The organism is Methylobacterium thuringiense (assembly GCF_022179645.1).
GTDB classification, from domain to species: domain Bacteria; phylum Pseudomonadota; class Alphaproteobacteria; order Rhizobiales; family Beijerinckiaceae; genus Methylobacterium; species Methylobacterium thuringiense.
Genome location: NZ_BPRA01000009.1, coordinates 81,024 through 101,017 on the forward strand (window position 1 = coordinate 81,024; position 19,994 = coordinate 101,017).

At 67.7% G+C, this 19,994-nt stretch carries 25 protein-coding genes and 1 pseudogene; 16 read left to right on the forward strand and 10 right to left on the reverse strand.

What is annotated here, in order from left to right; all coding sequences use genetic code 11:
* Window positions 1-55: 55 nt before the first annotated feature.
* The 6 genes from serS to MFF07_RS10865 all read left to right on the forward strand — a co-directional run bounded on the left by serS (window position 56) and on the right by MFF07_RS10865 (window position 5,218).
* On the forward strand, window positions 56-1,483 hold the full coding sequence (gene serS / locus MFF07_RS10840; protein ID WP_147817726.1) for a serine--tRNA ligase: 1,428 nt from the start codon (window positions 56-58) through the stop codon (window positions 1,481-1,483).
* Window positions 1,483-2,247 carry a 5'/3'-nucleotidase SurE gene (gene surE / locus MFF07_RS10845; RefSeq protein ID WP_147817725.1) on the forward strand — a complete coding sequence of 255 codons (765 nt, stop codon included), beginning with the start codon at window positions 1,483-1,485 and terminating at the stop codon, window positions 2,245-2,247. Before serS ends, surE begins: the two co-directional genes overlap by 1 nt.
* Window positions 2,248-2,252: 5 nt before the next feature.
* Window positions 2,253-2,921 (forward strand): protein-L-isoaspartate O-methyltransferase family protein, encoded by a 669-nt coding sequence (locus MFF07_RS10850; RefSeq protein ID WP_147817724.1) that lies wholly within the window; start codon window positions 2,253-2,255, stop codon window positions 2,919-2,921.
* A gap of 132 nt (window positions 2,922-3,053) precedes the next feature.
* A complete protein-coding gene (locus MFF07_RS10855) occupies window positions 3,054-4,298 on the forward strand; it encodes a M23 family metallopeptidase (protein ID WP_147817723.1) in 1,245 nt (414 codons plus the stop codon).
* 206 nt (window positions 4,299-4,504) lie between these two features.
* On the forward strand, window positions 4,505-4,876 hold the full coding sequence (locus MFF07_RS10860) for a type II toxin-antitoxin system RelE/ParE family toxin (RefSeq protein WP_147817722.1): 372 nt from the start codon (window positions 4,505-4,507) through the stop codon (window positions 4,874-4,876).
* Window positions 4,877-4,906: 30 nt separating this feature from the next.
* Window positions 4,907-5,218: a helix-turn-helix transcriptional regulator gene (locus MFF07_RS10865; RefSeq protein ID WP_147817721.1), complete on the forward strand. Its 312-nt coding sequence runs from the start codon at window positions 4,907-4,909 to the stop codon at window positions 5,216-5,218.
* Window positions 5,219-5,324: 106 nt separating this feature from the next.
* Here the strand turns inward: MFF07_RS10865 and MFF07_RS10870 are convergent.
* From MFF07_RS10870 to MFF07_RS10880, 3 genes and pseudogenes are all read right to left on the reverse strand, one after another.
* Window positions 5,325-5,729 (reverse strand): annotated as a pseudogene (locus tag MFF07_RS10870) (YidB family protein); the annotation flags it as partial.
* Between the two features lie 90 nt (window positions 5,730-5,819).
* Complete coding sequence (locus MFF07_RS10875) at window positions 5,820-6,698, reverse strand: ATP-binding protein (RefSeq protein ID WP_147817719.1); 879 nt, start codon at window positions 6,696-6,698, stop codon at window positions 5,820-5,822.
* Window positions 6,699-6,735: 37 nt separating this feature from the next.
* A complete protein-coding gene (locus MFF07_RS10880) occupies window positions 6,736-8,127 on the reverse strand; it encodes an aminotransferase (RefSeq protein WP_147817718.1) in 1,392 nt (463 codons plus the stop codon).
* Between the two features lie 106 nt (window positions 8,128-8,233).
* On the opposite strand from MFF07_RS10880, the gene MFF07_RS10885 reads away from it, so the two are divergent.
* Entirely contained in the window at window positions 8,234-8,773 is a 540-nt protein-coding gene (locus tag MFF07_RS10885) for a hypothetical protein (protein ID WP_147817717.1), read from the forward strand.
* Window positions 8,774-8,782: 9 nt separating this feature from the next.
* On the opposite strand, the gene MFF07_RS10890 is transcribed toward MFF07_RS10885, so the two are convergent.
* Window positions 8,783-9,124: a hypothetical protein gene (locus MFF07_RS10890; RefSeq protein ID WP_238231888.1), complete on the reverse strand. Its 342-nt coding sequence runs from the start codon at window positions 9,122-9,124 to the stop codon at window positions 8,783-8,785.
* A gap of 487 nt (window positions 9,125-9,611) precedes the next feature.
* A complete protein-coding gene (locus MFF07_RS10895; RefSeq protein ID WP_147817715.1) occupies window positions 9,612-10,415 on the reverse strand; it encodes a response regulator in 804 nt (267 codons plus the stop codon).
* A gap of 122 nt (window positions 10,416-10,537) precedes the next feature.
* Here MFF07_RS10895 and MFF07_RS10900 point away from each other — a divergent pair, with 122 nt between their 5' ends.
* Window positions 10,538-10,828, forward strand: coding sequence for a NepR family anti-sigma factor (locus tag MFF07_RS10900; RefSeq protein ID WP_306424635.1), 291 nt, complete (start codon window positions 10,538-10,540; stop codon window positions 10,826-10,828).
* Window positions 10,829-10,889: 61 nt separating this feature from the next.
* Here the strand turns inward: MFF07_RS10900 and MFF07_RS10905 are convergent, their stop codons facing one another.
* On the reverse strand, window positions 10,890-11,066 hold the full coding sequence (locus MFF07_RS10905; RefSeq protein ID WP_003599466.1) for a DUF1328 domain-containing protein: 177 nt from the start codon (window positions 11,064-11,066) through the stop codon (window positions 10,890-10,892).
* Between the two features lie 323 nt (window positions 11,067-11,389).
* Here MFF07_RS10905 and MFF07_RS10910 point away from each other — a divergent pair, with 323 nt between their 5' ends.
* The 3 genes from MFF07_RS10910 to MFF07_RS10920 all read left to right on the forward strand — a co-directional run bounded on the left by MFF07_RS10910 (window position 11,390) and on the right by MFF07_RS10920 (window position 13,959).
* Window positions 11,390-11,551, forward strand: a complete 162-nt coding sequence (locus tag MFF07_RS10910) for a hypothetical protein (protein ID WP_187272551.1) — start codon at window positions 11,390-11,392, stop codon at window positions 11,549-11,551.
* Between the two features lie 320 nt (window positions 11,552-11,871).
* Window positions 11,872-12,915: a DUF2865 domain-containing protein gene (locus tag MFF07_RS10915; protein WP_238231890.1), complete on the forward strand. Its 1,044-nt coding sequence runs from the start codon at window positions 11,872-11,874 to the stop codon at window positions 12,913-12,915.
* Window positions 12,916-13,023: 108 nt separating this feature from the next.
* The gene (locus MFF07_RS10920) at window positions 13,024-13,959 is read left to right on the forward strand and encodes an MBL fold metallo-hydrolase (RefSeq protein ID WP_147817713.1); all 936 of its coding nucleotides are present in this window, start codon (window positions 13,024-13,026) and stop codon (window positions 13,957-13,959) included.
* A 235-nt stretch (window positions 13,960-14,194) separates the two neighbouring features.
* Here MFF07_RS10920 and MFF07_RS10925 read toward each other — a convergent pair whose 3' ends face one another.
* Window positions 14,195-14,974 (reverse strand): DUF1499 domain-containing protein, encoded by a 780-nt coding sequence (locus MFF07_RS10925; protein ID WP_147817712.1) that lies wholly within the window; start codon window positions 14,972-14,974, stop codon window positions 14,195-14,197.
* Window positions 14,975-15,163: 189 nt separating this feature from the next.
* Between MFF07_RS10925 and MFF07_RS10930 the strand changes: the two genes are divergently transcribed.
* Window positions 15,164-15,589, forward strand: a complete 426-nt coding sequence (locus MFF07_RS10930) for a MarR family winged helix-turn-helix transcriptional regulator (protein WP_238231892.1) — start codon at window positions 15,164-15,166, stop codon at window positions 15,587-15,589.
* A 106-nt stretch (window positions 15,590-15,695) separates the two neighbouring features.
* Here MFF07_RS10930 and MFF07_RS10935 read toward each other — a convergent pair whose 3' ends face one another.
* Entirely contained in the window at window positions 15,696-15,881 is a 186-nt protein-coding gene (locus MFF07_RS10935; RefSeq protein ID WP_147078329.1) for a con-10 family general stress protein, read from the reverse strand.
* A gap of 314 nt (window positions 15,882-16,195) precedes the next feature.
* Between MFF07_RS10935 and MFF07_RS10940 the strand changes: the two genes are divergently transcribed.
* Window positions 16,196-16,645 (forward strand): cyclic nucleotide-binding domain-containing protein, encoded by a 450-nt coding sequence (locus MFF07_RS10940; RefSeq protein WP_238231894.1) that lies wholly within the window; start codon window positions 16,196-16,198, stop codon window positions 16,643-16,645.
* Here MFF07_RS10940 and MFF07_RS10945 read toward each other — a convergent pair.
* The gene (locus tag MFF07_RS10945) at window positions 16,639-16,905 is read right to left on the reverse strand and encodes a hypothetical protein (protein WP_147817709.1); all 267 of its coding nucleotides are present in this window, start codon (window positions 16,903-16,905) and stop codon (window positions 16,639-16,641) included. The two genes, MFF07_RS10940 and MFF07_RS10945, sit on opposite strands and share 7 nt — an antisense overlap.
* A 147-nt stretch (window positions 16,906-17,052) precedes the next feature.
* A complete protein-coding gene (locus tag MFF07_RS10950; RefSeq protein ID WP_147817708.1) occupies window positions 17,053-17,496 on the reverse strand; it encodes a VOC family protein in 444 nt (147 codons plus the stop codon).
* A gap of 196 nt (window positions 17,497-17,692) precedes the next feature.
* Here MFF07_RS10950 and MFF07_RS10955 point away from each other — a divergent pair, with 196 nt between their 5' ends.
* The 3 genes from MFF07_RS10955 to MFF07_RS10965 all read left to right on the forward strand — a co-directional run bounded on the left by MFF07_RS10955 (window position 17,693) and on the right by MFF07_RS10965 (window position 19,842).
* A complete protein-coding gene (locus tag MFF07_RS10955) occupies window positions 17,693-18,331 on the forward strand; it encodes a L,D-transpeptidase (protein WP_373322310.1) in 639 nt (212 codons plus the stop codon).
* Between the two features lie 147 nt (window positions 18,332-18,478).
* The gene (locus MFF07_RS10960; protein ID WP_147817706.1) at window positions 18,479-18,862 is read left to right on the forward strand and encodes a nuclear transport factor 2 family protein; all 384 of its coding nucleotides are present in this window, start codon (window positions 18,479-18,481) and stop codon (window positions 18,860-18,862) included.
* Window positions 18,863-19,689: 827 nt separating this feature from the next.
* On the forward strand, window positions 19,690-19,842 hold the full coding sequence (locus tag MFF07_RS10965; RefSeq protein WP_147817705.1) for a DUF3096 domain-containing protein: 153 nt from the start codon (window positions 19,690-19,692) through the stop codon (window positions 19,840-19,842).
* Window positions 19,843-19,994: the final 152 nt, after the last annotated feature.

Here is a 19,994-nt window from a genome sequence, read left to right on the forward strand (position 1 = left end):
TCTGGATTCCGGGCTCCGCTCCGCGGCCCCGGACCGACAGCCGCCGAGCCGTTTCATGCACGACATCCGCGCTATCCGCGAAAACCCGGAGGCCTTCGACTTCGACCTCGCCCGTCGCGGCCTCGCGCCGCTGGCCGCAGCGCTGATCGCGCTGGACGACGCACGAAAAAGCGCGGTGTCGGCGGCACAGGCCAACCAGGAGCGGCGCAACGCGCTCTCCAAGGAGATCGGCGGCGCCAAGAAGGCCAAGGACGAAGCGCGGGCCGCCGAACTGATGGCCGAGGTCGCCCGGCTCAAGGAAGACTCTTCGCGGTTGGACGGCGAGCAGGGCCAGGCGGCCAAGACCCTCGACGACGAACTCGCAAAAATCCCGAACCGGCCGAAGGCCGACGTGCCGCCCGGCGCCGACGAGCACGGCAACGTCGAATACCGCCGCTTCGATTCCGAGCGCGAGCGTCTGACGGAAGGCCGCGAGCATTTCGAGCTCGGCGAAGCCACCGGAATGATGGATTTCGAGGCGGCGGCCCGGATGTCGGGCTCGCGCTTCGTGGTGCTGAAGGGACAACTCGCGCGGCTGGAGCGGGCGATCGGGCAGTTCATGCTCGACCTGCACACGGGCGAGCATGGTTATTTGGAAGTCGCGCCGCCGATCCTCGTGCGGGACGAGGCGATGTTCGGCACGGCGCAGTTGCCGAAGTTCGAAGACGATCAATTCTTTGCCGGGAACACTTTGGAAATCGAAAGGGGAGTTTCTGAAGCCCTCAATTATCTGGAATCAACGGATCCGATCGTTGACGATGGTAGCGAGGCGTCGAAGGCATTCGAAGAAAACGAGCGGCGAGGCGTGCGCGAACTCGTGCTGAAGTATAGCCGCCGTTGGCTCATTCCCACCGCCGAAGTCCCCCTCACAAATCTGGTGCGCGAACAAATCCTCGCCGAAGACGAACTCCCCCTCCGCTTCACGGCCCTCACCCCCTGCTTCCGCGCGGAAGCCGGCGCCGCGGGGCGCGATACGCGCGGGATGCTGCGGCAGCACCAGTTCAACAAGGTCGAGCTGGTCTCGATCACCGCGCCCGAAAAGTCGGCCGAGGAGCATGAGCGCATGCTCGCCTGCGCGGAGGCCGTGCTCAAAAAACTCGACCTGACCTACCGGGTCATGACGCTCTGCACCGGCGACATGGGTTTCGCCAGCCAAAAGACCTACGACATCGAGGTCTGGGTGCCGGGCCAGCAGACGTACCGCGAGATCTCGTCCTGCTCGGTCTGCGGCGATTTCCAGGCGCGGCGGATGAACGCGCGGTACCGTGCCAAGGACGGCAAACCGGCCTTCGTGCACACGTTGAACGGCTCGGGCGTCGCGGTCGGCCGGGCGCTGATCGCTGTGATGGAAAACTACCAGAACCCGGATGGAAGCGTCACGATTCCGTCCGTGCTGCAGCCCTATATGGGCGGCCTCAACCGGATCGAGGGACCGAAAGCCTGATGCGCATTCTCGTCACCAACGACGACGGCATCCATGCGCCGGGCCTGGAGACGCTCGAGGGCATCGCCCGCCAGCTCAGCGACGACGTCTGGGTCGTCGCGCCGGAATACGACCAGTCCGGCGTCTCGCACTCGCTCTCGCTGAACGACCCGCTGCGGCTGCGTCAGATCTCCGAAAAGCGTTTTGCGGTGAAGGGCACGCCGTCGGACTGCGTGATCATGGGCATCGCCCACATCCTCGCCGAGCATAAGCCGGACCTCGTGCTCTCGGGCGTCAACCGCGGCCAGAACGTCGCCGAGGACGTGACCTATTCGGGCACCATCGCCGCCGCGATGGAGGGGACGATCCTCGGCGTGAAGTCGATCGCGCTGAGTCAGGCCTATGGCCATGGCGGCCGGGCCGGGATCAAGTTCCAGTGCGCGGCGGAACATGGCGCAGGCGTCGTGCGAAAAATCCTGGAGATCGGGATCGAGCCCGGCATCGTCGTCAACGTGAACTTTCCCGACTGCGAACCCGGCGACGTGCAGGGCACCTCGGTGGCCGCGCAGGGCCAGCGCAACCAAGCGCTGCTCGCCATCGATGCGCGTCATGACGGGCGCGGAAACCCGTATTTCTGGCTCGCCTTCGCCAAGGCCCGGTTCGAGCCGGGCAACGGCACCGACCTGAAGGCCATCGCCGAGAACCGCATCTCGGTGACGCCCCTGCGCCTCAACCTCACCGACGAGCCGACGCTCACGCGCTTCGCCCAGGCCTTCGAGGACTGAGCCGCATGACGATCGCGGGGGAGGGCGACGACGCCTCTGCGATCGGCGACGCCGCCTTCGTGCTGCTGCTGCGCGAGCGCGGCGTGCGCGACATGGGCATCCTGCGGGCGATGGAGGGGGTGCCGCGCGAGCGTTTCGCCCCCCCGGCACTCTGCGCCCATGCCCGCCGCGACATCGCCCTGCCGCTCCCCTGCGGACAGAGCATGACGGCGCCGACGACGGTGGCGGCGATGCTCGGACTGCTCGGCGTACCGGCCGGCGCCCGCGTCCTCGAGATCGGCACCGGCTCGGGCTACGTCACCGCGCTGCTGGTGCATCTCGGCAGCGGCCATGTCCGCAGCCTGGAGCGCTATGCCGGGCTCGCCCGCGCGGCCCGCGACCGCCTCGGCAGCGATCTCGCCGACGCCACCGTGGAGATCGGCGACGGGCTCGATGCGGACGCGATCGGGGAGGGGCGGTTCGATCGCATCCTCGTCAACGGCGCCTGCCGGGAGATTCCACCGCATCTCGTCGCGGCGCTCGCGCCGGGCGGACGGCTGGTCGGAGCCGTCGCGGCAGGGCAGGGCACCCACCTCGCCGTCGTCGACCGCGCCGCCGAAGGCGGCCTCGCAAGACGAGCGGAGATGAGGTGCCGCCTGCCTCCGTTGACGCCGGGCCGCGCGCACGTGCTCTGACGGCACCGGCACGGTCGCGGTTGGTTCCCGGCCCTCGCAAATGCGGCACAAGCTTGGTGAACGGGAACGGTTGTTTAACCTGAATCCCGTTTGAATGACGTCATCAAGTTGCGTCTGTAAGCGGGTGCGTCGATGCGAGTTCGAGGGGCTAGTCGTGGGTGGAAGACGCTGTCGCGGCTTGCGCTCATCGGAATGATCGGAGGCGGCGCGGCCGCCTGTTCGTCGGATGCGTCGCGCCTCGGCACGCCGTTCTCCAATCCATTCGCATCGAACGAGCCCTCGGCGACGGGGAGCCTCGGCGACGGCGGCGAGGCCGACATGGCCGCGGCGCCCGCCATCCGCACCCCGCGCATCCAGTCGCAGGAACTCGCCGCGCCCGGCGCGACGATGTCGCCGCGCTCCGCGCCGAGCCGCGTTGCGGCCTCCGAGCCGTTCTCCGGCGCCGTCGACGGCATGAACCCGTCCGCCGGCAAGGCCATGACGCCCCGCGTCTCGCCGGTCGCCCCGCAGCCGAAGCTCGTCTTCGGCAAGGGCGCGAACGGCACCCCGAAGATCGACAAGGCCGCCGAAGCCCGGCGCGAGGCCGAGACCCGCAAGGAGGCCGAAGCCTCGAAGCAGGCCGAGGCCAAGAAGGCCGCGGAGGCCCGCAAGGCCGCCGAGGCGAAGAAGCAGGCCGAACTCGACGCCAAGAAGTCGCCCAAGCACGCGACCAAGGCCGCCGACGAGAAGCACGCCAAGGCAGAGACCAAGCCTGAGCTCAAGGCCGACAAGAAGGCCGAGGCCAAGCGCGAAGTCGAGGCGAAGGCTGCCAAGGAGGCCAAGGCCGACGCTCAGAAGAAGGTCGCCGAGGCCAAGGCGGCAGAAGCCTCCGCGAAGGCCTCCGCGAAGGAGACCAAGCAGGCTGCCGCCAAGGAGACGAAGCCCGTCGCCAAGGAGGCCGAGAAGGCCGCTCCCGTGAAGGTCGCGAGCGTCGAGCCCACCACGACCGCCTCGGTCAAGGCCGACGCGAACGAGTCGTTCCGCTGGCCGGCCAAGGGCCGCGTCATCAACGGCTACGGCTCCTCGGGCAACGAGGGCATCAACATCGCCGTGCCGGAGGGAACCCCGGTGAAGGCCGCCGAAGACGGCACCGTCGCCTATGCCGGCTCGGACGTGAAGGGCTACGGCAAGCTCGTCCTGGTGCGCCACACCAACGGCTACGTCTCGGCCTACGCCCATAACGGCGAGCTCGACGTGCGCCCCGGCGAGAAGGTCAAGCGCGGCCAGACCATCGCCAAGTCCGGCGCCACCGGCAACGTCACCTCGCCCCAGCTTCACTTCGAAATCCGCAAGGGCGCGACCCCGGTCGACCCGATCCCCCACCTCGCCAGCAATTGATTTGCTGGCTCAAGCGAGACACGCGGCGGCCCGAAAGGGCCGCCGTTTTTCGTTCGTGGACGCCTCAAGGAACCCGGTCGCATTGGACCAGGTCGGCCGTGCGCCGACGCGGCGGATCGGACGTCCGCGAACCACAACACGGCGCGTCTTCTCGTACGATATCACTGCTGCTATATCAGGGGCGTGTCGTGATCGGACGAAACGCGATGGGGGACGATGATCGACAGCTTCGACCGCTGGAATTCGTGGGCTCGAGCCGGAAGGATCTGATCGCGTTTCCCGAACTGGCGAGGCAGGATGTGGGTCACGCTCTCTATCTCGCTCAATTTGGTGCACGCGCTCCCGGCACGAAAATCCTCAAAGGTTTCGGCGGCGGTAGCGTGGTCGAGATCGTCGAAGATCACGATGGTGACACCTATCGCTGCGTCTATACGGTCCGCCTCGATCACGCGGTCTACGTGCTGCATGCTTTCAAGAAGAAATCGAAGCAAGGCAGCAAGACACCGAAGCACGATCTCGACGTGATCAGATCCCGCCTACATGAAGCCGAAGAGCGAGATCGCGCATCTGTGCCGTAGACCAGCTTACGTAGCCGAAAGGAGGCCGTAGTGTCGGATAGAGCAGAAACGAAGAGCGCCTTTCATGAGCTCGGATTACCGGACCCCGACGAGCTCGTCGTAAAATCCCGGCTGATCCGGTTTGCTGCCGAAGAAATTCGCCGTCGCGAGCTGACACAGAAGGAAGCCGGCGAGGTGCTGGGCCTCGACCAGCCGAACGTGTCGGCTCTCATGAACGAGAAACTCAGCCGTTTCTCCGTTCAGAAGCTGATGGTCCTCGTTGCCAAGCTGGGCTTCGCGGTCTCGATTCACGTCGAGGGCAGCGGATTGTCGCTGGACGTGCCTTTTCAGACCGCTGCTTGAGAGTCGGATCGAGCCACAAAGATCGGAGATGCAAGACGCGGCGGCGCCGATAGAACCGCCACGCGCAGTCACCACGTGAGAAAGGTTGCCGGCGACGGCCCGCGGCTCAGTTCCGTTGTGCCCCCTCGGCCGGCGGAGCCTGCAACTGTCCGTTCGGGCTGTGCTGGTCGACGGCCTGCGGCAGCAGTTTCGCGAGCGTCTCCAGCACCTGATCATAGGGGATGCCGAGTTTCTCGGCGATCTCCTTGGTATGCGAGTCGTTCAGCGCGTTGCGCAGGTCGTCGGTGGTGATCGGCTGGTTCTCGCCGCGGCCGAGCCAGGAATTCACCTGTTTGCCGTAGCCCGATTGCGCGAGCTGGTTGAGCAGGCCCTGCAGGCCGCCCGGAAAGACTTTCTCGACGATGCCCGGCAAGGCCGAAGCCACCGCCGTGCCGAGGGCACCGCCGAGCGATCCCTTGATGCTGTCGATTATGCTCATCGCCAAGGTTCCTTCGTCATCGACTGCCTGCCTGTCCGAGGCAGGTGGACTATCGAACCGTAAGACTACATGGCGGCGACGGTTTCAGCGACAACGCGTCGGCGCCGATGAGCTGCCGGGGTGTCAGCTTTCGAGCCGCTGCCCCAGCCGCCCGGCCAGATCCTGGATGAACTGGAACGCCGTGCGACCCGAACGCGAGCCGCGCGTCGTCGCCCATTCCAGCGCCTCGGCCCGCAGCCGCTCCGGCTCCACGGCGAGGGTATGGCGTTCGGCATAGGCGCGAATCATGGCGAGGTATTCGTCCTGGCTGCATTTGTGGAAACCGAGCCAGAGACCGAAGCGGTCCGATAGCGAGACCTTCTCCTCCACCGCCTCGCCGGGATTGATCGCGGTGGAGCGCTCGTTCTCGACCATCTCGCGGGCGAGCAGGTGGCGGCGGTTCGAGGTGGCGTAGAACAGCACGTTCTCCGGCCGGCCCTCGATACCGCCGTCGAGCGCCGTCTTCAGCGACTTGTAGGAGGTGTCGTCGGCGTCGAACGAGAGGTCGTCGCAGAAGACCAGCCAGCGATGCGGATCGGGCCGCAGCACCGCCATCAGATCGGGCAGGGCCTCGATGTCCTCGCGATGGATCTCGACGAGCTTCATCGGCAGCACGCCCTCCGCCCGGCGCCCGTTGATCTCGGCCTGCGCCGCCTTGACCAGCGAGGACTTGCCCATGCCGCGCGCGCCCCAGAGCAGGGCGTTGTTGGCCGGCAGGCCCTTGGCGAAACGCTCGGTGTTCTCGACGAGCAGGTCGCGCACCCGGTCGATGCCGGTGAGCAGGCCGATCGCGATGCGGTTGACCTTGGGCACCGCGATCAGCCGCCGCTCGGGTCCCCACAGGAAGGCATCCGCCGACCCGATGTCGGTGACGGGCGCGGGAGCGGGCACGGCACGCTCCAGCGCCGTCGCGATGCGTTCGAGGAGCGGAAGCAGGGTGCGGAGGGTGGGTTCGTCGGTCATCGGCGATCTGACTGAGGATGAGGGAAGGTGCGGCGTATCAAGCCGCCGGCATCGCCTCCAGCCCCTCCGCCTTGATCCACGCCGCCGTGCGATCCAGCGCCCGGGTCAGGCGTTCGAACAGCGTGTCGATCTCGTCGGGCTCGATGATCAGCGGCGGGCAGACCGCGATACGGTCGCCGGTGAGGAAGCGCACGATCAACCCTTCTGCCTGGGCGAAGGCCACGCAGCGCGCAGCCACAGCAGCCTTCGGGTCGTATTGGCGCTTCGAGGCCTTGTCGGCGACGATTTCGATGCCGCCGATCAGGCCGATGCCGCGCGCCTCGCCGATCAGCGGATGGTCGCCGAGCGCCGTGAGCCTTGCCTGGAAGTGCGGTGCCTTCTCGGCGACGCGCGCGATGATGCGGTCGCGCTTGTAGATCTCGATGGTCTTGTTCGCGACGGCGCAGGCGACCGGGTGGCCGGAATAGGTGGTGCCGTGGCCGAAGCCGCCGAGCTTGGCGCTCTCGTCGAGCATCGCCCGGTAGAGCGGTTCGTCGATGGAGATGCCGCCGAGCGGCAGGTAGCCCGACGTCACCGCCTTGGCGAAGGAGATCGTGGCCGGCCGCATGCCGAGGGACTGGCTTCCGAACCAGTTCCCGGTCCGGCCGAAACCGCAGATGATCTCGTCGGCGACGAAGCGGATGTCGTAGCGGTCGAGCACCGCCTGCACCTTCGCGAAATAGTCCGCGGGCGGCAGGATCGCGCCACCCGCGCCCATTACCGGCTCGGCGAAGAAGGCGGCGACGGTGTCCGGGTCCTCGGCCAAGATCTGCGCTTCGAGGGCGTCGGCAAGGCGTTGCGAGAAGGCTTCCTCGGTCTCGCCGGCCTCGGCGCCGCGATAGTGGTGCGGGCAGGCGACGTGGTGGAAACCCGGGATCGGCAGGTCCCAGTCGGCGTGGTTGGCGGCGAGCCCGGTCAGCGAGGCGGTCGCGACGGTGACGCCGTGATAGCCCTTGCGATGGGACAGAATCTTTTTCTTTCTCGGGCGTCCCAGCGCGTTGTTCATGTACCAGATGAGCTTCACCTGGGTGTCGTTCGCCTCCGATCCCGAGGAGGTGAAGAAGATCTTCGAGGTCGGGACCGGCATCAGCTCCTTCAGCGTCTCGGCGAGCTCGATCGCCGGGTCGTGGCTGCGGCCGGAGAACAGATGCGTGAAGGGCAGGCGCGACATCTGCTCGGTGGCGGCCTCGACGAGCTCTTCGTTCGAGTAGCCGAGCGCCGTGCACCAGAGGCCGGCCATGCCTTCGAGGTAGGGGCGGCCGTCGGTGTCGTAGACCCAGACACCATGGCCGCGCTCCAGCACCAGCGGGCCGGTTTCGCGAAACGTCGCGAGGTTGGTGTAGGGGTGGACGAGGGTCTCGACGTCGCGGGCGGCGATGTTCGACAGCATGGGCTTGATGTCTCGTCGGCGGCGATACGGGCCGCCACACTAACGGCCGGATGCGCGCTCAGTAACCCTGGCTTCCGCCATTCGCCGCCGCAAAACGCCACCCGCGATGCTCGACCCCGCCGCCATCGTCGCCACGCCGGCCCCGGGCCGCGCCTGCGGCGCCTGCACCCTGTGCTGCAAGGTCTACGATGTGCCGGCGGTGGAGAGCGTCGCCGGCCAATGGTGCCGGCATACCCGGGCTGGCCAGGGCTGCGGCATCCACGCGACGCGGCCGCAGCATTGCCGCAGCTTCCATTGTCTCTGGATGACGGAGAGCTGGCTTGGCCCCGAATGGAAGCCCGACCGCGCCAAGATGGTGCTGACGCTCGATCCGGTCAGCCGTTCGATGAACGTGCAGGTCGATCCCGGCCAACCGAACGTTTGGCGCCGGGAACCGTATTACGGACAGCTACGGCGCTGGGCCGCGGCCTCACTGCCGCTCAAGCGCCACGTTCTCGTCCATCACAACAAGACGACGACGCTGGTGCTGCCCGACCGCGACGTGACGCTCGGCGTCTTCGCCGAGGGCGACCGCCTCGTCTCGCGCGAGCGCATGACGGCAGGCGGAATGACGGTGGATGTGGAGAAGGTCAGTCCGGTTGGCTGAGGGCGGCCCTCAGGCCATGCAGCGGCCGGGGACCATGCGGCGGGCCTCGGGGCCGACGAGGGAGCTGAGCGGAGCCTCGCAGCCCTCGCGGGTCATGCGGCGCGGCTTCGGCAGCATCTCTTTCTCGCTGGCGGTCGTACCGATGCTCGACGGAAGGGCCGGTGCGGAGCGGCTCTCGGACCGGGGCATCGTCGCCACGTGGACCGGGGCGCCGTGGACCGGACTGATCGACAAAGACGCCGGGTGGGCGCCGGGAAGGTAGGGGGTCTGGACCGTCGGCGAAGCCGCGCTCTGCACCGGAACGAGTCTGTCGGCGCTCGCACGCACCGACGGCAGGACGAGCAACGTCAAAATCGCTGCCGGTCCACCAACGCCGAGAAGGAAGCCAGACCGAAGCATCGCGATGAACTCCAAAGGGAGCTTGACAGGTTGTCGGTACAACGCCGATTGCGGCCGCCGGTTCCTCGACTGTTACGCTTCCGTTAAGCTTTCGTTTTCGACCTGTATCGACTTGATCCCAATGGCCACGCTTGGGCCGGTTTTCGACGGTTTCAGCGTTGCCGAAAAACGTCACCGCCAGAAAAATTCGATCGAGTCGCCGGGAAAAAGCGGAACCGGCTCAGTACCTCACCGTTGTCCCAACACCCGGCCACTCTGGTCCTCCCCGCATTCCCCTTGTGCATCGGCCGGAACCTTATCGACGGGCTGGACATTGTCCGGCCCGTTTTTTCGTGCGCGTCGCAGAGCGCATGGTCCAACGAAACACATGGCCTAATGAAAAACCCCGCCGGACGATCCGGCGGGGTTTTTGCTGACAACAGGCTGACGGTGGAAAAGATCAGGCCGACTTCGCCTCGCGGCGGCGGGCGCTCTGCTGGAAGAACAGCGCCTGACTGATCACGGCGGAAACGTTGGCGGGCTGGAACGGCTTGGCGATGAGGAAGGCCGGCTCCGGACGCTCGCCGGTCAGGAAGCGCTCGGGATAGGCGGTGATGAAGATCACCGGCACCTCAAAGGTCTTCAGCAGGTCGTTCACCGCATCGAGGCCCGACGAGCCGTCGGCGAGCTGGATGTCGGCCAGGATCAGGCCGGGACGCTTGCCTTCGGAGGCGAGTTTGATCGCCTCGGTGCGCGTGCGGGCGACACCGATCACGTTGTGACCCAGGCCCTCGACCAGGGCCTCCAGATCCATCGCGATCAGGGGCTCGTCCTCGATGATGAGGATGTCGGTGGCCATGTCGGCTGCGAGCTCGCGGCCCGCCTCGTCGACGAGTTCGCGCACCTCGGTGACGTCGACGTCGAGGATGATCGCCGCGTCCTCCTCCGAAAAGCCCTCCAGGCAGGACAGCAGGAAAGCTTGGCGGGGCAGCGGGGTGATCTGGCCGAGGCGGATCTCCGCCGGCAGGTCGTGCTGCACCTGATCGCTGCCGCCGTTCACGGAGAGCGAGTTCCAGATTCGGGTGAAGACCCGGAACAGGTCGGCCTTGACGTTGGTGCTGCGGCCGAGGGTCTCGGGCTCGTTCACCAGCGTTTCGAGCGTCGCGGCCACGTAGGCATCGCCGGCGACCTGACTGCCCGTGAGCGCACGAGCGTAGCGGCGCAGATACGGCAGATGCTGCACGACGAGTTGTGCTGTCGACATGAGTTCCCCTGAGCGTCGTCGCTCTTCGTGTTGCTTCCGCCCTAACGCGAGCCGCGGCGCTCCGTTCCGCGCTGCAGCGGAACCGATGCCGGACCCCGGCGTTGCCGGATGAGCCATGACTCATGTCAAGCCGCAAAACAATCGCGGCCGACGTCGCTGTTGCGACGCCAAGGGGATCGAACCGGATGATGCATGACGAGAAGGCCGAAAGCCCTCGCGAGGGAGGCGATCTGCCGCTTGCTCACGACCCGCCGTCACCTCAGAACCTTGGAAAACAGGCCCGCAAACGGATCGGCGCGCATCTTCGCGCCATGTACGATTCAGTGGTCCAGCAACCCATCCCGAACCGCTTCGCAGACCTGATCGCCCAACTCGACGATGGCCCTGTTAACTCTGCCGCCGAAGAGGCTTGATGGCGGGTGGCCCCGGGCCCTCTCCGGCGGAGAGAGCCCGGCTTTCACTCGTCCGGCGACGTCAGAGTGTCGGCGAGCGGCCACGCATCAGGCCGATGACGGCCGAGATGGCGAACAGGACGATTGCGACGAAGAAGACGAGCTTGGCGGCTTCCATGGCCGTTCCGGCGATACCGCCGAAGCCGAGCAAGGCTGCCACGAGTGCGACCACGAGGAACGTTACGGCCCAACCGAGCATGTGTCGGATCCTTCCAGAACATTTGGTGCGGCACAGGCCGCGACCTTTCGAAGGAAATAACGTCAAGGTTTCAGGTCTGGTTCCTCTCGCGCGCGCTCGGCGGAGAGATTGTTTTTCCCGATCCCGCCTCGCTCGCGTGTGATTCCGGCGCTCATTGGGTGTCGGGTTCGGCCGCCGGACGGTGATCCGACAGAACCGTCTTGATCTCGCCGCCACCAGCCGCTCTACTGTGCCTGCCTTGTGAAACACGGTCGCAGCCGGAACCGACTGGCGCGGCGCCGGGTTCGTCACCATCTCGGGAGAGATCTGCAGTGAGAGCCGTGATGCATCAGACCAGGACAGCTTCTGCGAAATCCGCCGCCGGCAAGCTGGCCGATGCGATCGTCGAGGGGCTGAGCCGCGTGCTCGACGCGCTCGGGCCGCAGCAGCAGCTTCAGCCCATTCCCGTGCGGGTCCGATCGGGCCGTGTTCCGGGCCGCCGTTGAGGCACAGGATCCAGCGGGACGCCACCCTCGTTTCGTGGTGATGATCTGATCGAGCGCTGTCGGGATCCGGCAGCGCTTTTTCGTGTGTGACCGGGGCCGCTGCGACATCGTGACCGTGAGACGGTACGGAGATGGTGGCGCCGAGCCGCCGGATTTCTCCACCACCTCAGCTTTCAGCCGCAATTGCCGTTTCGAGACAACCTGACGTAAGCCATCGCCGAACACTGTTTTCCGCCGTGGGAAGACATGCGATTCAGGCCGCAGGACCGACCCACGGTCGTCCGCGACGATCCGGCAGGCGGGTGGGAGTGTTCATCCAGATGGAATTCGGAAGGCGCACGCAGGCGGGCTTTCTGGCGGCGATCCGGCCCGATCGGCCGGCGTCTCCGCGCCGGCGCATCGTGCGGATGGCGCTGGCCGGCCTGATCCTCGGCTTCGGCAGCGTCGCGGCGGGGACCGGCCTGGTCCACGCTTCCGAGCGGGGCGGGTTGTTCGACTTCTTCGGCCAGATCTTCGGCGCACCGCGCCAGGTCGAATACGCACCGCCGCGCGCGGATCGCAGGCCTCCCCGGCGCTATTCCTCGTTGCCGGATGCGCGCCACGTCGGCGCGCCACGCCAGCGGCACTTCACCCCGAGGCCTGTACCTCTGGTCGATATGGACCGGCGCTCGCGGCACGGGCGCCGCAAAAGCCCGGTGCTGGCGCTGCAACCGGCGAAGGGACCGCAGAGCGTGTGCGTGCGGACCTGCGACGGCTACGTCTTCCCCCTCGGCGCCCGGCATTCGGAGAAGGACGTTCCGCTGCATCAGGCCGCCTGTGCGGCAGCCTGCCCGGACGCGCCGACGGCGCTCTACACCATGCCCTGGGGCAAGACCGAACTCGATCAGGTCGTCAGCTTGAAGGGCCAGCCCTATCTCGCCGCAGCCTGGGCGAACGTCTACCGCCAGAAGCGGGTCGAGAACTGCCATTGCCGGACACCCGGAAGCGTGGCGGCCCCGCTCGCGATCGACCACGATCCGACGCTGCGGGTCGGGGATGTCGTCGCGACGAAGACGAGCGCATCCGTGGTCACGCGCCTCGCCCAGGGCAGCGTCGAACTCGAGGATTACCGCAGCACCCGGAGCCTGAGCCGCCGTGCGCGGCGCTCCGTCGACCTGCGTGTCGGGGCGCTGGAGCGGGACGCCGCCGAGCGCGCCTTCCGGCGAACGATGCGTACGGTCGCCGCCGGGAGCGACCGGATCCGGCTCGCCGAGGCGAACCCGGCTCCTGCCGGGCACGGATCGGCGGCGGAGGGCGAACCGGCCCTGACGACGCCGGGCTTCGCGCCCGTCCGGGTCGTGGCCCGCTCGCCCTTCGTGTACTGATCGCCAGCGGAGGGTTGTCCGGCGGTGATCGGCGGCGGCGGCGGATTTGTGGTTCGCCCCGACCTGTCGTAGGCGGCCGGCGGATCGACCCCAACATCCACGGCTTCCATGGCGACGACTGACGCACCCGGCGGCGACGCGCCCGCGCCGCCTTTCGACCCGGCACTGCCGGCGAGCGGCGAGGTCCGCCGGCTGACGCCGCTGGTGCGCCGCCGCATCTGCCCCAATGGCGGCCCGTTCACGGCGAGCGGCACCTGCAGCTACATCGTCGGGCACGGCCGCGTCGCGATCATCGATCCCGGTCCGGAGGATGCCGGCCATGTCGCCGCGCTCGCGGCAGCGACGGCCGGCGAGACGGTGACGGCCATCGTGGTCACCCATACCCATCGCGATCACTCGCCGGGCGCGCGCCTGCTCCAGGCTCTCACCGGCGCGCCGATCCTCGGCTGCGGCCCGCACAAGGCCGCGCGAGAACTCGCGGAGGGCGAATTTCCGCATCTCGACGCCAGCGCCGACCGCGAGCATCGGCCGGACCGGGAACTCGCCGACGGCGAGACGGTCTCGGGCGAGGGCTGGACGCTCACGGCGCTGGCCACGCCCGGCCACACCATGAACCACCTCGCCTTCGCTTTCCCCGAGGAGAACGCGCTGTTCTCGGGCGACCACGTCATGGCGTGGTCGACCACCGTGGTCGCGCCGCCGGACGGATCGATGCGGGCCTACATGGCCTCCCTCGACCGGCTGCGCGAACGGCCCGAGGCGATCTACTGGCCGGGCCATGGCGGCCCGGTGCGCGATCCGCGCCGCTTCGTGCGCGGCCTCGCCGGCCACCGCCGCCAGCGCGAGGCGGCCATCCGCGCGCGCATCGCGGCTGGCGACCGCGACATCCGGGCGATCGTCATGGCGGTCTATCAGGGCCTCGACCCGGCGCTCCGCGGTGCGGCGGCGCTCTCGGTCTTCGCGCATCTGGAGGACATAGTCGAACGCGGGCTCGTGCGCAGCGACGGCCCGGCCCGGCTCGACGGGGTTTTCGAGCCGGTCTGATACCAGAACAGGCTGCGAAAAAGTGGCAACGGTTTTTCGATCGAAGCCTGCTCTCAACTTTTGAATCGATCACGTTTTCTGCGTTTTGATCGATCCTATCAAAACGCAGCGTCATCTAGCGGCCTTTGATCGTGACCGGTCGAAGGCGTCCGCCACACGAGTGGCGGCGCGCGTTCATGTTTGCCAACGGCCAAGTGCGGACGAGTCGAAGTCAACGCCCGTTGGTATGAAGACCCTACTTCAGAGCGATGGCGAGGTTGGCGACCTCGTCGAGATAGGCGCGGATGCGGTCGGCGTTATCGCCGAGATCGCGTGCGCCGAGGCGGGTGGCCGAACGCACGTCGATGCGGGCGCCGTCCGCCCGCGGCCTGACCCGGACGGTGATGTCGGCCGGCAGGTTCAGGACGCGGCTGCGCGCCACGGCCTCGATGCGGCCGTTGCCGATGCGGCCGCCCGGCCGGACCGCTTCGACGATCTGCCATTTGCGGTTGACCGCCGCCTTGCGCGCCAGCTCGAAGGCCTCGTCGGGATCGACGTCGAGGGTCAGCGGCGCGATCTGCGAATAGGCGGCGCGCTGCGCCTCGCGGGCCCCGGCACCGGGATCGGGCGGATAGCGGCCGTCGCGGGCGGCGAAGGCGGCGCGCGATCGCGAGAAGGCCGGGGGCTGGTCGAGGTCGGTGCTGACGTCGGTGATCGCCGGGAGGCGCAGCCCCTTCAGCGCGGCATAGGCGGGATAGGCCAGCACCAGAGTCGCGACGAACACGCCGAAGATCGCGGCACCGATTCCCCTCGCCCCCTCGCGCCAGCCGCGCAGGAAGGCGAAGCCGGCAAACGCGACGGCGAGCGCGGCGAGCAGGATGCCGCTGCCGAGAACGGCGAGGGCGGGGCCGGGCTCGGCACGCTGGCCGCGCACCATCACGACGGCGATGGCGGTCACGACGACGGAGAGAAAGGCCACCGTCCTGGCGTAGCCGCCGGCATGGGTGACGGGATCCTGGATGGGCAGACGGCGCATGGATGGGCGGTGAAGCTCGGGATCCGGGACCGGGTTCGGCGGCCGCCAGCCTACAGGCCGGTGCACGGGCACGCCAGAGACCGGAGCGACGCTGCCACGGTCCTCACGCCTCTGCTATAGCCGGGCATCATGCCGAGCGCGCCTTCCCACACGGACCTTTCGGCCGACATTGCCGCGGACGCAGACCCGATGCGGCTGTGGTTCCGCTTCATCCGCCTCAACCGCCGCGTGACGGCGGCCGTCGGATCCGAACTGCGCACACTCGGGCTGTCGATCCCGCAATTCGACGTGCTCTCGACCCTGACCGAGCGCGAAGGCCTGACTCAGCAGGAGCTGGCTGGCCGGCTCTACGTGACGAAAGGGAACGTGTCCGGGCTCATCGACAGGCTCGTCGAGGCCGGGCTCGTGGAGCGGCGCGCCATCCCGGGGGACAGGCGCTCGCATGCGCTCTATCTCACGGCAGCAGGCTCGGACCTGGCCCAACAGGGCCTCAAGGTGCAGACGGCCTATGTCGGCCGGACGCTCGGCCGCCTCGACCCCGGCGCGATCGCCGAACTCGAACAGCTGGTGCTGCTGTGGCGCGAACATGCGCGCGCCGACGCATCGCAAGCGTAAATCCTCGCTCACGACTGATCGAGCCGCTTACGCGCTGCGTTTCCGTTCCGCGAACCGGAGGCCGGCAGGCGTCATCCTGCCTCCGGAACCACGGATCGGAGCGCCATCACTCGCCGGCGCGGCCGGTCGACTGACCGCCCTTGCGACCGGCCGTCGAGGCCAGTTCGCGATCCTGCGAGAAGGAGCGCTTCTCGGCAGGCACCGAACGACCGCCCTTGCTGGCGATCTCGCGCTGCCGCTCGAGATTCATGGACGCGAAGCCTCGCTTCGAGGTCGAATTACCGGATGCCATCAGCGCCTCCTCGGCCTAGTTTTCACAACCGGACAACCGGCAGCCAATTCGATGGTTCCTTGGCCGTATCGGGATCCGGGGGCGGAAACTCAGTACCGCCCATACGGTTGGCGCGTCGCCAAGCTTGCGAAATAGGGCCGCGAGCGTGGGCGGAAATAGGGAGACTTCGTCAATCGCGATCGGGCGAGGCCCGATGTCCCGGCGCGCCCTCGCGATCGTCGGCGCTTTGACAGTCCCTCCGGTAGCGGCTACGCGCCGCGCCTCCGGCATCGTCACCGCGCGCTGCGGTCGGCAGGGGACCTTCGAGGCAGGCCATGACGCTCGACACCGAGGTCTCGTCCCTCAAGCAGGTGCCGCTGTTCCGCGAGGTCGAGCCCTCGCGGCTCAAGCTCCTCGCCTTCACCAGCGAGCGCGTGCATTTCGAGGCCGGACAGACATTCTTCGCGCAGGGCGACGAGGCCGACGCGGCCTATCTGATCCTCGAAGGTGAGGCCGCCGTCTCTCTGGAAGGGCAGCAGGGTCCGGTCCGCCTCGCGCTGCTCGGCGCCGACGCCCTCGTCGGCGAGATGGGCATCCTGGCCGACCAGCCGCGCTCGGCCACCGTGACCGCGGAGACCGCGGCAACGGTCCTGCGCATCGATCGCGGCGTCTTTCTGGAGCTGCTGGCGCAATTTCCGCAAATCGGCATCGCCGTCATGCGCGAGTTGGCGCTGCGCCTCGAACAGACCAACCAGCAGCTCGCCCGCAGCACGAATGCTCAATAGCGGTATTTCGAGCCCCAGGGGCCGAAGATCGGATAGCCCCGGCGATAGGCCTCGTATTCGGCGCCCGGATCTTTGCGGCGGTAGCCGTCGCGATAGGCATACCGGCTCGGCTCGACATAGCCCGGGTTCTGCATCTCCTGCCGCAGATGCCCGTCGCCCTCGCCCGACGAGCCTCCGCCACCACCGAAGGCCAGCGCGGCGCCCGTGCCGGCCATCAGAACCAGGGCCGCTCCCGCCGCCGCCATCGTCATCCGCGCCATGGCCGTTCTCCAAGGGTTCGATCGCGGGAACAACCGTGCAACGGGCCTCTCGGTTGCAGCACCGAGATATTACCGCACAGGCAGCGGCGCGCGTTCGCGCTTGCCAACGGCCGAGTGCGGAAGAGCCGAAGTCAACGCCCGTTGGTATCAGGTCGTCGCGTAGGTGATGAACTCCATCAGCGAGCCGTCGGGATCGCGGAAGTAGACGCTGGTGCCGGCACCCGCCGCGCCGTTGCGCTCCACCGGCCCGAGTTCGACCGGCACGCCGTGGTTGGCGAGATGCGCCATCGCCTCCGCGATCGTGCCCGACCAGCGGAAGCAGAGATCGCTGCCGCCGGGCTGCACCGGCTTGTCGGCCAGTGGGCTGCCGATCTGCCCGGGGCCGTGCACGTTGAGCTGGATGCCGCCGAAGCGGAACACCACGCCCTTTTGGAACGGCACCACCTCGGCGCCGAGCACGTCGCGGTAGAAGGCGGTCGCGCGCTCCCAATCCGAGACGTGGATCACGCAATGATCGAGATGGATCGCCGGGCTGAGGTCTTTCGAGAGGTCGGCTCCGGCCTCGTCGGTCAGCGTCTGTGTGTCGGCCATGCCTGTCGTCGTCCTTCCCTGCGTCGTGGCTCGCATCCTGGCTCGCATCCTGGGTCGACGGTCAAATAGGGCAGGGCGCGCCGCATTTGCCGGGCCGCTTCCGCGCACCGTGAGACGCCAAAGACACAACCTCCGGCGGCGATGCCGGGTATCGATGGCTCACAAGAACGCCACCGCACAAGGCACGGAACGATCGATGCGCGTCAGCCGGATCCTGCTCGCCCTCGTCGCCGTCGCGCCCCTGGCCGCCTGCCAGTCGCGCATGCAGACGGCGGCGCTCGACGACGAATCCGCCTGGTACACCGGCACGATGCCGGACAAGCCCTTCGACGTGCCGCTGGTGGATACGTCGCGGCTCGATCCGAAGTTCCGCCGCCAGACCGTGCGCTACACCGGCGCGGAAAAGCCCGGCACCATCGTCGTCGACATCGACCAGCGCCACCTCCAGCTCGTGGAGGAGGACGGCTCGGCCCGCCAATACGGCATCGGCGTGGGCAAGGCCGGCTTCTCCTGGAAGGGCGAGGCCCGCGTCGGCCGCAAGGGCGTCTGGCCCGACTGGAGCCCGACCACGACCATGGTCTCGCTCAACCCCGACCTGCCGCGCACCCGCAAGGGCGGCCTCGACAACCCGCTCGGCGCCCGCGCGCTCTACCTCTACCAGGGCAACCGCGACATCCTGTTCCGCATCCACGGGACCAACGAGCCCTGGAGCATCGGCGAGCAGATGTCGTCCGGCTGCGTACGCATGCTGAACGAGGACATCGTCGACCTGTTCGAGCGCGTGCCGGTGGGGACGCAGGTCTTGATCAAGCGCAGCGGCAAGGCGCGGGTCTGAGGCCGGGTTTCTCGCTCGCACCCCGCATCGCGCGTATAGCGGAGGCACAGGGGACCGCGCCCGTGTCGTCGCGATGGCTCCGCGGGAGGCGCGATCGTTCCGGGAATGGCCGTACCGAAACCCGGCCCGAGCCTTCGGGGGAACAGCATGACCGACCCCGCCCGGAACAAGGCGAATGTAATCGCCTTCTACGCGTTGATGTTCAACGGATGCCGGCCGCGCGAGGCGATCGAGCGCTATGCCGGCGACACGTACATCCAGCACAACCCGCATGTGGCGACCGGCAAGGACGGCTTCATCGCCTACTTCGAGCGCATGGCGCGCGAGTGGCCGGGCAAGCGGGTCGAGGTGAAGCGGGCGGTGGCCGAGAACGATCTGGTCGTGCTGCACTGCCTCCAGCATTGGCCGGGCGACCACGACTATGCGGGCATCGACATCTTCCGGCTCGATCCCGACGGCAAGATCGTCGAGCACTGGGACGTGCTGCAACGCTTGCCGGAAACCTCGGCCAATCCGAACGGGATGTTTTAGAACGCGCTCCGCCGAAGTGGCAGCCCTTCGCCGCAAGGGTGCGCGGCCTGCGGTTCGCCCTTCGGCATGACCAACCCGCTACGGCTCGAGCCGGATCGACAACTGTCGAACGAGCAGGATCGCGTTTCAATCGCGGTGACGACCGAAAGGACCGATAGCCCCCTCTCGCGGTGATCGGGAGCGGCACTCGATCACTTTTTGTTCTTGACAAAATTCCTATTCTATGGTTCTTTCCCCTGGCTCGCCCCCACGAAGGGAGGCGCTTCGGCGGACCGGGTCGAAGCGCTGCGGGGATGCGAGACGGTGCCTGCGTCGGTGGTCCGGATGCCCCACCGCCTCGGGCAGAGCCTGTGACGCAAGGTGCTGTGGGACGGGTACGCGACTCTGATCGCCGGACCCGGGACCCTCACGGCACACCGAGAGCCTTCGATCCACCCGCCCACTACGAGGCGGGTGCGGGACGCCCCGCCGGCCGAGAGGCCGCACGGTGAGGCTGAAATGCCGATCCGTGAGGATGACAAGAGCGTCCTCGCGTCGAGTCATGGGCCTGTGAGAAGACACCGTGACGTCGCCGGCCCGCACCCACGGGCCGCGGGACGCCGTGGGACCGAGTTCTACACAACACAGAGTGGTTCCGCGGCGTCCCGCGTCCACCCTCACGACAGTTTGGGCCATGCCGCCGGAGCGTAACGCTCGCGGGGATACGGACGGCTGATTGCGCCCCTTGTCCGGCCCCCTTGTCCGGCCCCCTTGCCTCGCCCGGGAACCGGAAACCGGCCCGGCGCGTCTTTCACGAGAGTCCCGAGCTTGGCCTTACGGAGCCCACGATGACCATCACCGTCGCCCATCTCCAACCGATCATCGCGATCCTGGCCGGCATCCTGATCCTGGTGGTGCCGCGGCTCCTGAACTACATCGTCGCGGTCTACCTGATCGCCGCCGGCGTGATCGGGCTCGGCCTGTTCAAGCACTTGTCGTGAGTACTGACACTCGGGCGAATTCGTAACCGCCGGTCCGAGCGGAGCAACGGCGTTCATCTTGCGTTGCATCATGAGGTGGTCCAACCCCCGCAACGGCCAAGTCTGCCTCCCGAGGCGGTACGCAGGCCGAGCCATTCGCCGGCCGGCGTCAC

Coding starts and splice junctions, on each gene's coding strand:
- MFF07_RS10930 (WP_238231892.1), top strand. CDS start 15,164: ATGCGGCTGTGGTTCCGCTTCATCCGCCTCAACCGCCGCGTGACGGCG.
- MFF07_RS10960 (WP_147817706.1), top strand. CDS start 18,479: ATGACCGACCCCGCCCGGAACAAGGCGAATGTAATCGCCTTCTACGCG.
- MFF07_RS10940 (WP_238231894.1), top strand. CDS start 16,196: ATGACGCTCGACACCGAGGTCTCGTCCCTCAAGCAGGTGCCGCTGTTC.
- MFF07_RS10905 (WP_003599466.1), bottom strand. CDS start 11,066: ATGCTCGGTTGGGCCGTAACGTTCCTCGTGGTCGCACTCGTGGCAGCC.
- MFF07_RS10915 (WP_238231890.1), top strand. CDS start 11,872: ATGGAATTCGGAAGGCGCACGCAGGCGGGCTTTCTGGCGGCGATCCGG.
- MFF07_RS10885 (WP_147817717.1), top strand. CDS start 8,234: ATGCTCGACCCCGCCGCCATCGTCGCCACGCCGGCCCCGGGCCGCGCC.
- MFF07_RS10935 (WP_147078329.1), bottom strand. CDS start 15,881: ATGGCATCCGGTAATTCGACCTCGAAGCGAGGCTTCGCGTCCATGAAT.
- MFF07_RS10895 (WP_147817715.1), bottom strand. CDS start 10,415: ATGTCGACAGCACAACTCGTCGTGCAGCATCTGCCGTATCTGCGCCGC.
- MFF07_RS10855 (WP_147817723.1), top strand. CDS start 3,054: ATGCGAGTTCGAGGGGCTAGTCGTGGGTGGAAGACGCTGTCGCGGCTT.
- MFF07_RS10955 (WP_373322310.1), top strand. CDS start 17,693: ATGCGCGTCAGCCGGATCCTGCTCGCCCTCGTCGCCGTCGCGCCCCTG.
- MFF07_RS10850 (WP_147817724.1), top strand. CDS start 2,253: ATGACGATCGCGGGGGAGGGCGACGACGCCTCTGCGATCGGCGACGCC.
- MFF07_RS10950 (WP_147817708.1), bottom strand. CDS start 17,496: ATGGCCGACACACAGACGCTGACCGACGAGGCCGGAGCCGACCTCTCG.
- MFF07_RS10880 (WP_147817718.1), bottom strand. CDS start 8,127: ATGCTGTCGAACATCGCCGCCCGCGACGTCGAGACCCTCGTCCACCCC.
- MFF07_RS10920 (WP_147817713.1), top strand. CDS start 13,024: ATGGCGACGACTGACGCACCCGGCGGCGACGCGCCCGCGCCGCCTTTC.
- MFF07_RS10875 (WP_147817719.1), bottom strand. CDS start 6,698: ATGACCGACGAACCCACCCTCCGCACCCTGCTTCCGCTCCTCGAACGC.
- MFF07_RS10860 (WP_147817722.1), top strand. CDS start 4,505: ATGGGGGACGATGATCGACAGCTTCGACCGCTGGAATTCGTGGGCTCG.
- MFF07_RS10945 (WP_147817709.1), bottom strand. CDS start 16,905: ATGGCGCGGATGACGATGGCGGCGGCGGGAGCGGCCCTGGTTCTGATG.
- MFF07_RS10910 (WP_187272551.1), top strand. CDS start 11,390: ATGCATCAGACCAGGACAGCTTCTGCGAAATCCGCCGCCGGCAAGCTG.
- MFF07_RS10900 (WP_306424635.1), top strand. CDS start 10,538: ATGTCAAGCCGCAAAACAATCGCGGCCGACGTCGCTGTTGCGACGCCA.
- surE (WP_147817725.1), top strand. CDS start 1,483: ATGCGCATTCTCGTCACCAACGACGACGGCATCCATGCGCCGGGCCTG.
- serS (WP_147817726.1), top strand. CDS start 56: ATGCACGACATCCGCGCTATCCGCGAAAACCCGGAGGCCTTCGACTTC.
- MFF07_RS10925 (WP_147817712.1), bottom strand. CDS start 14,974: ATGCGCCGTCTGCCCATCCAGGATCCCGTCACCCATGCCGGCGGCTAC.
- MFF07_RS10965 (WP_147817705.1), top strand. CDS start 19,690: ATGACCATCACCGTCGCCCATCTCCAACCGATCATCGCGATCCTGGCC.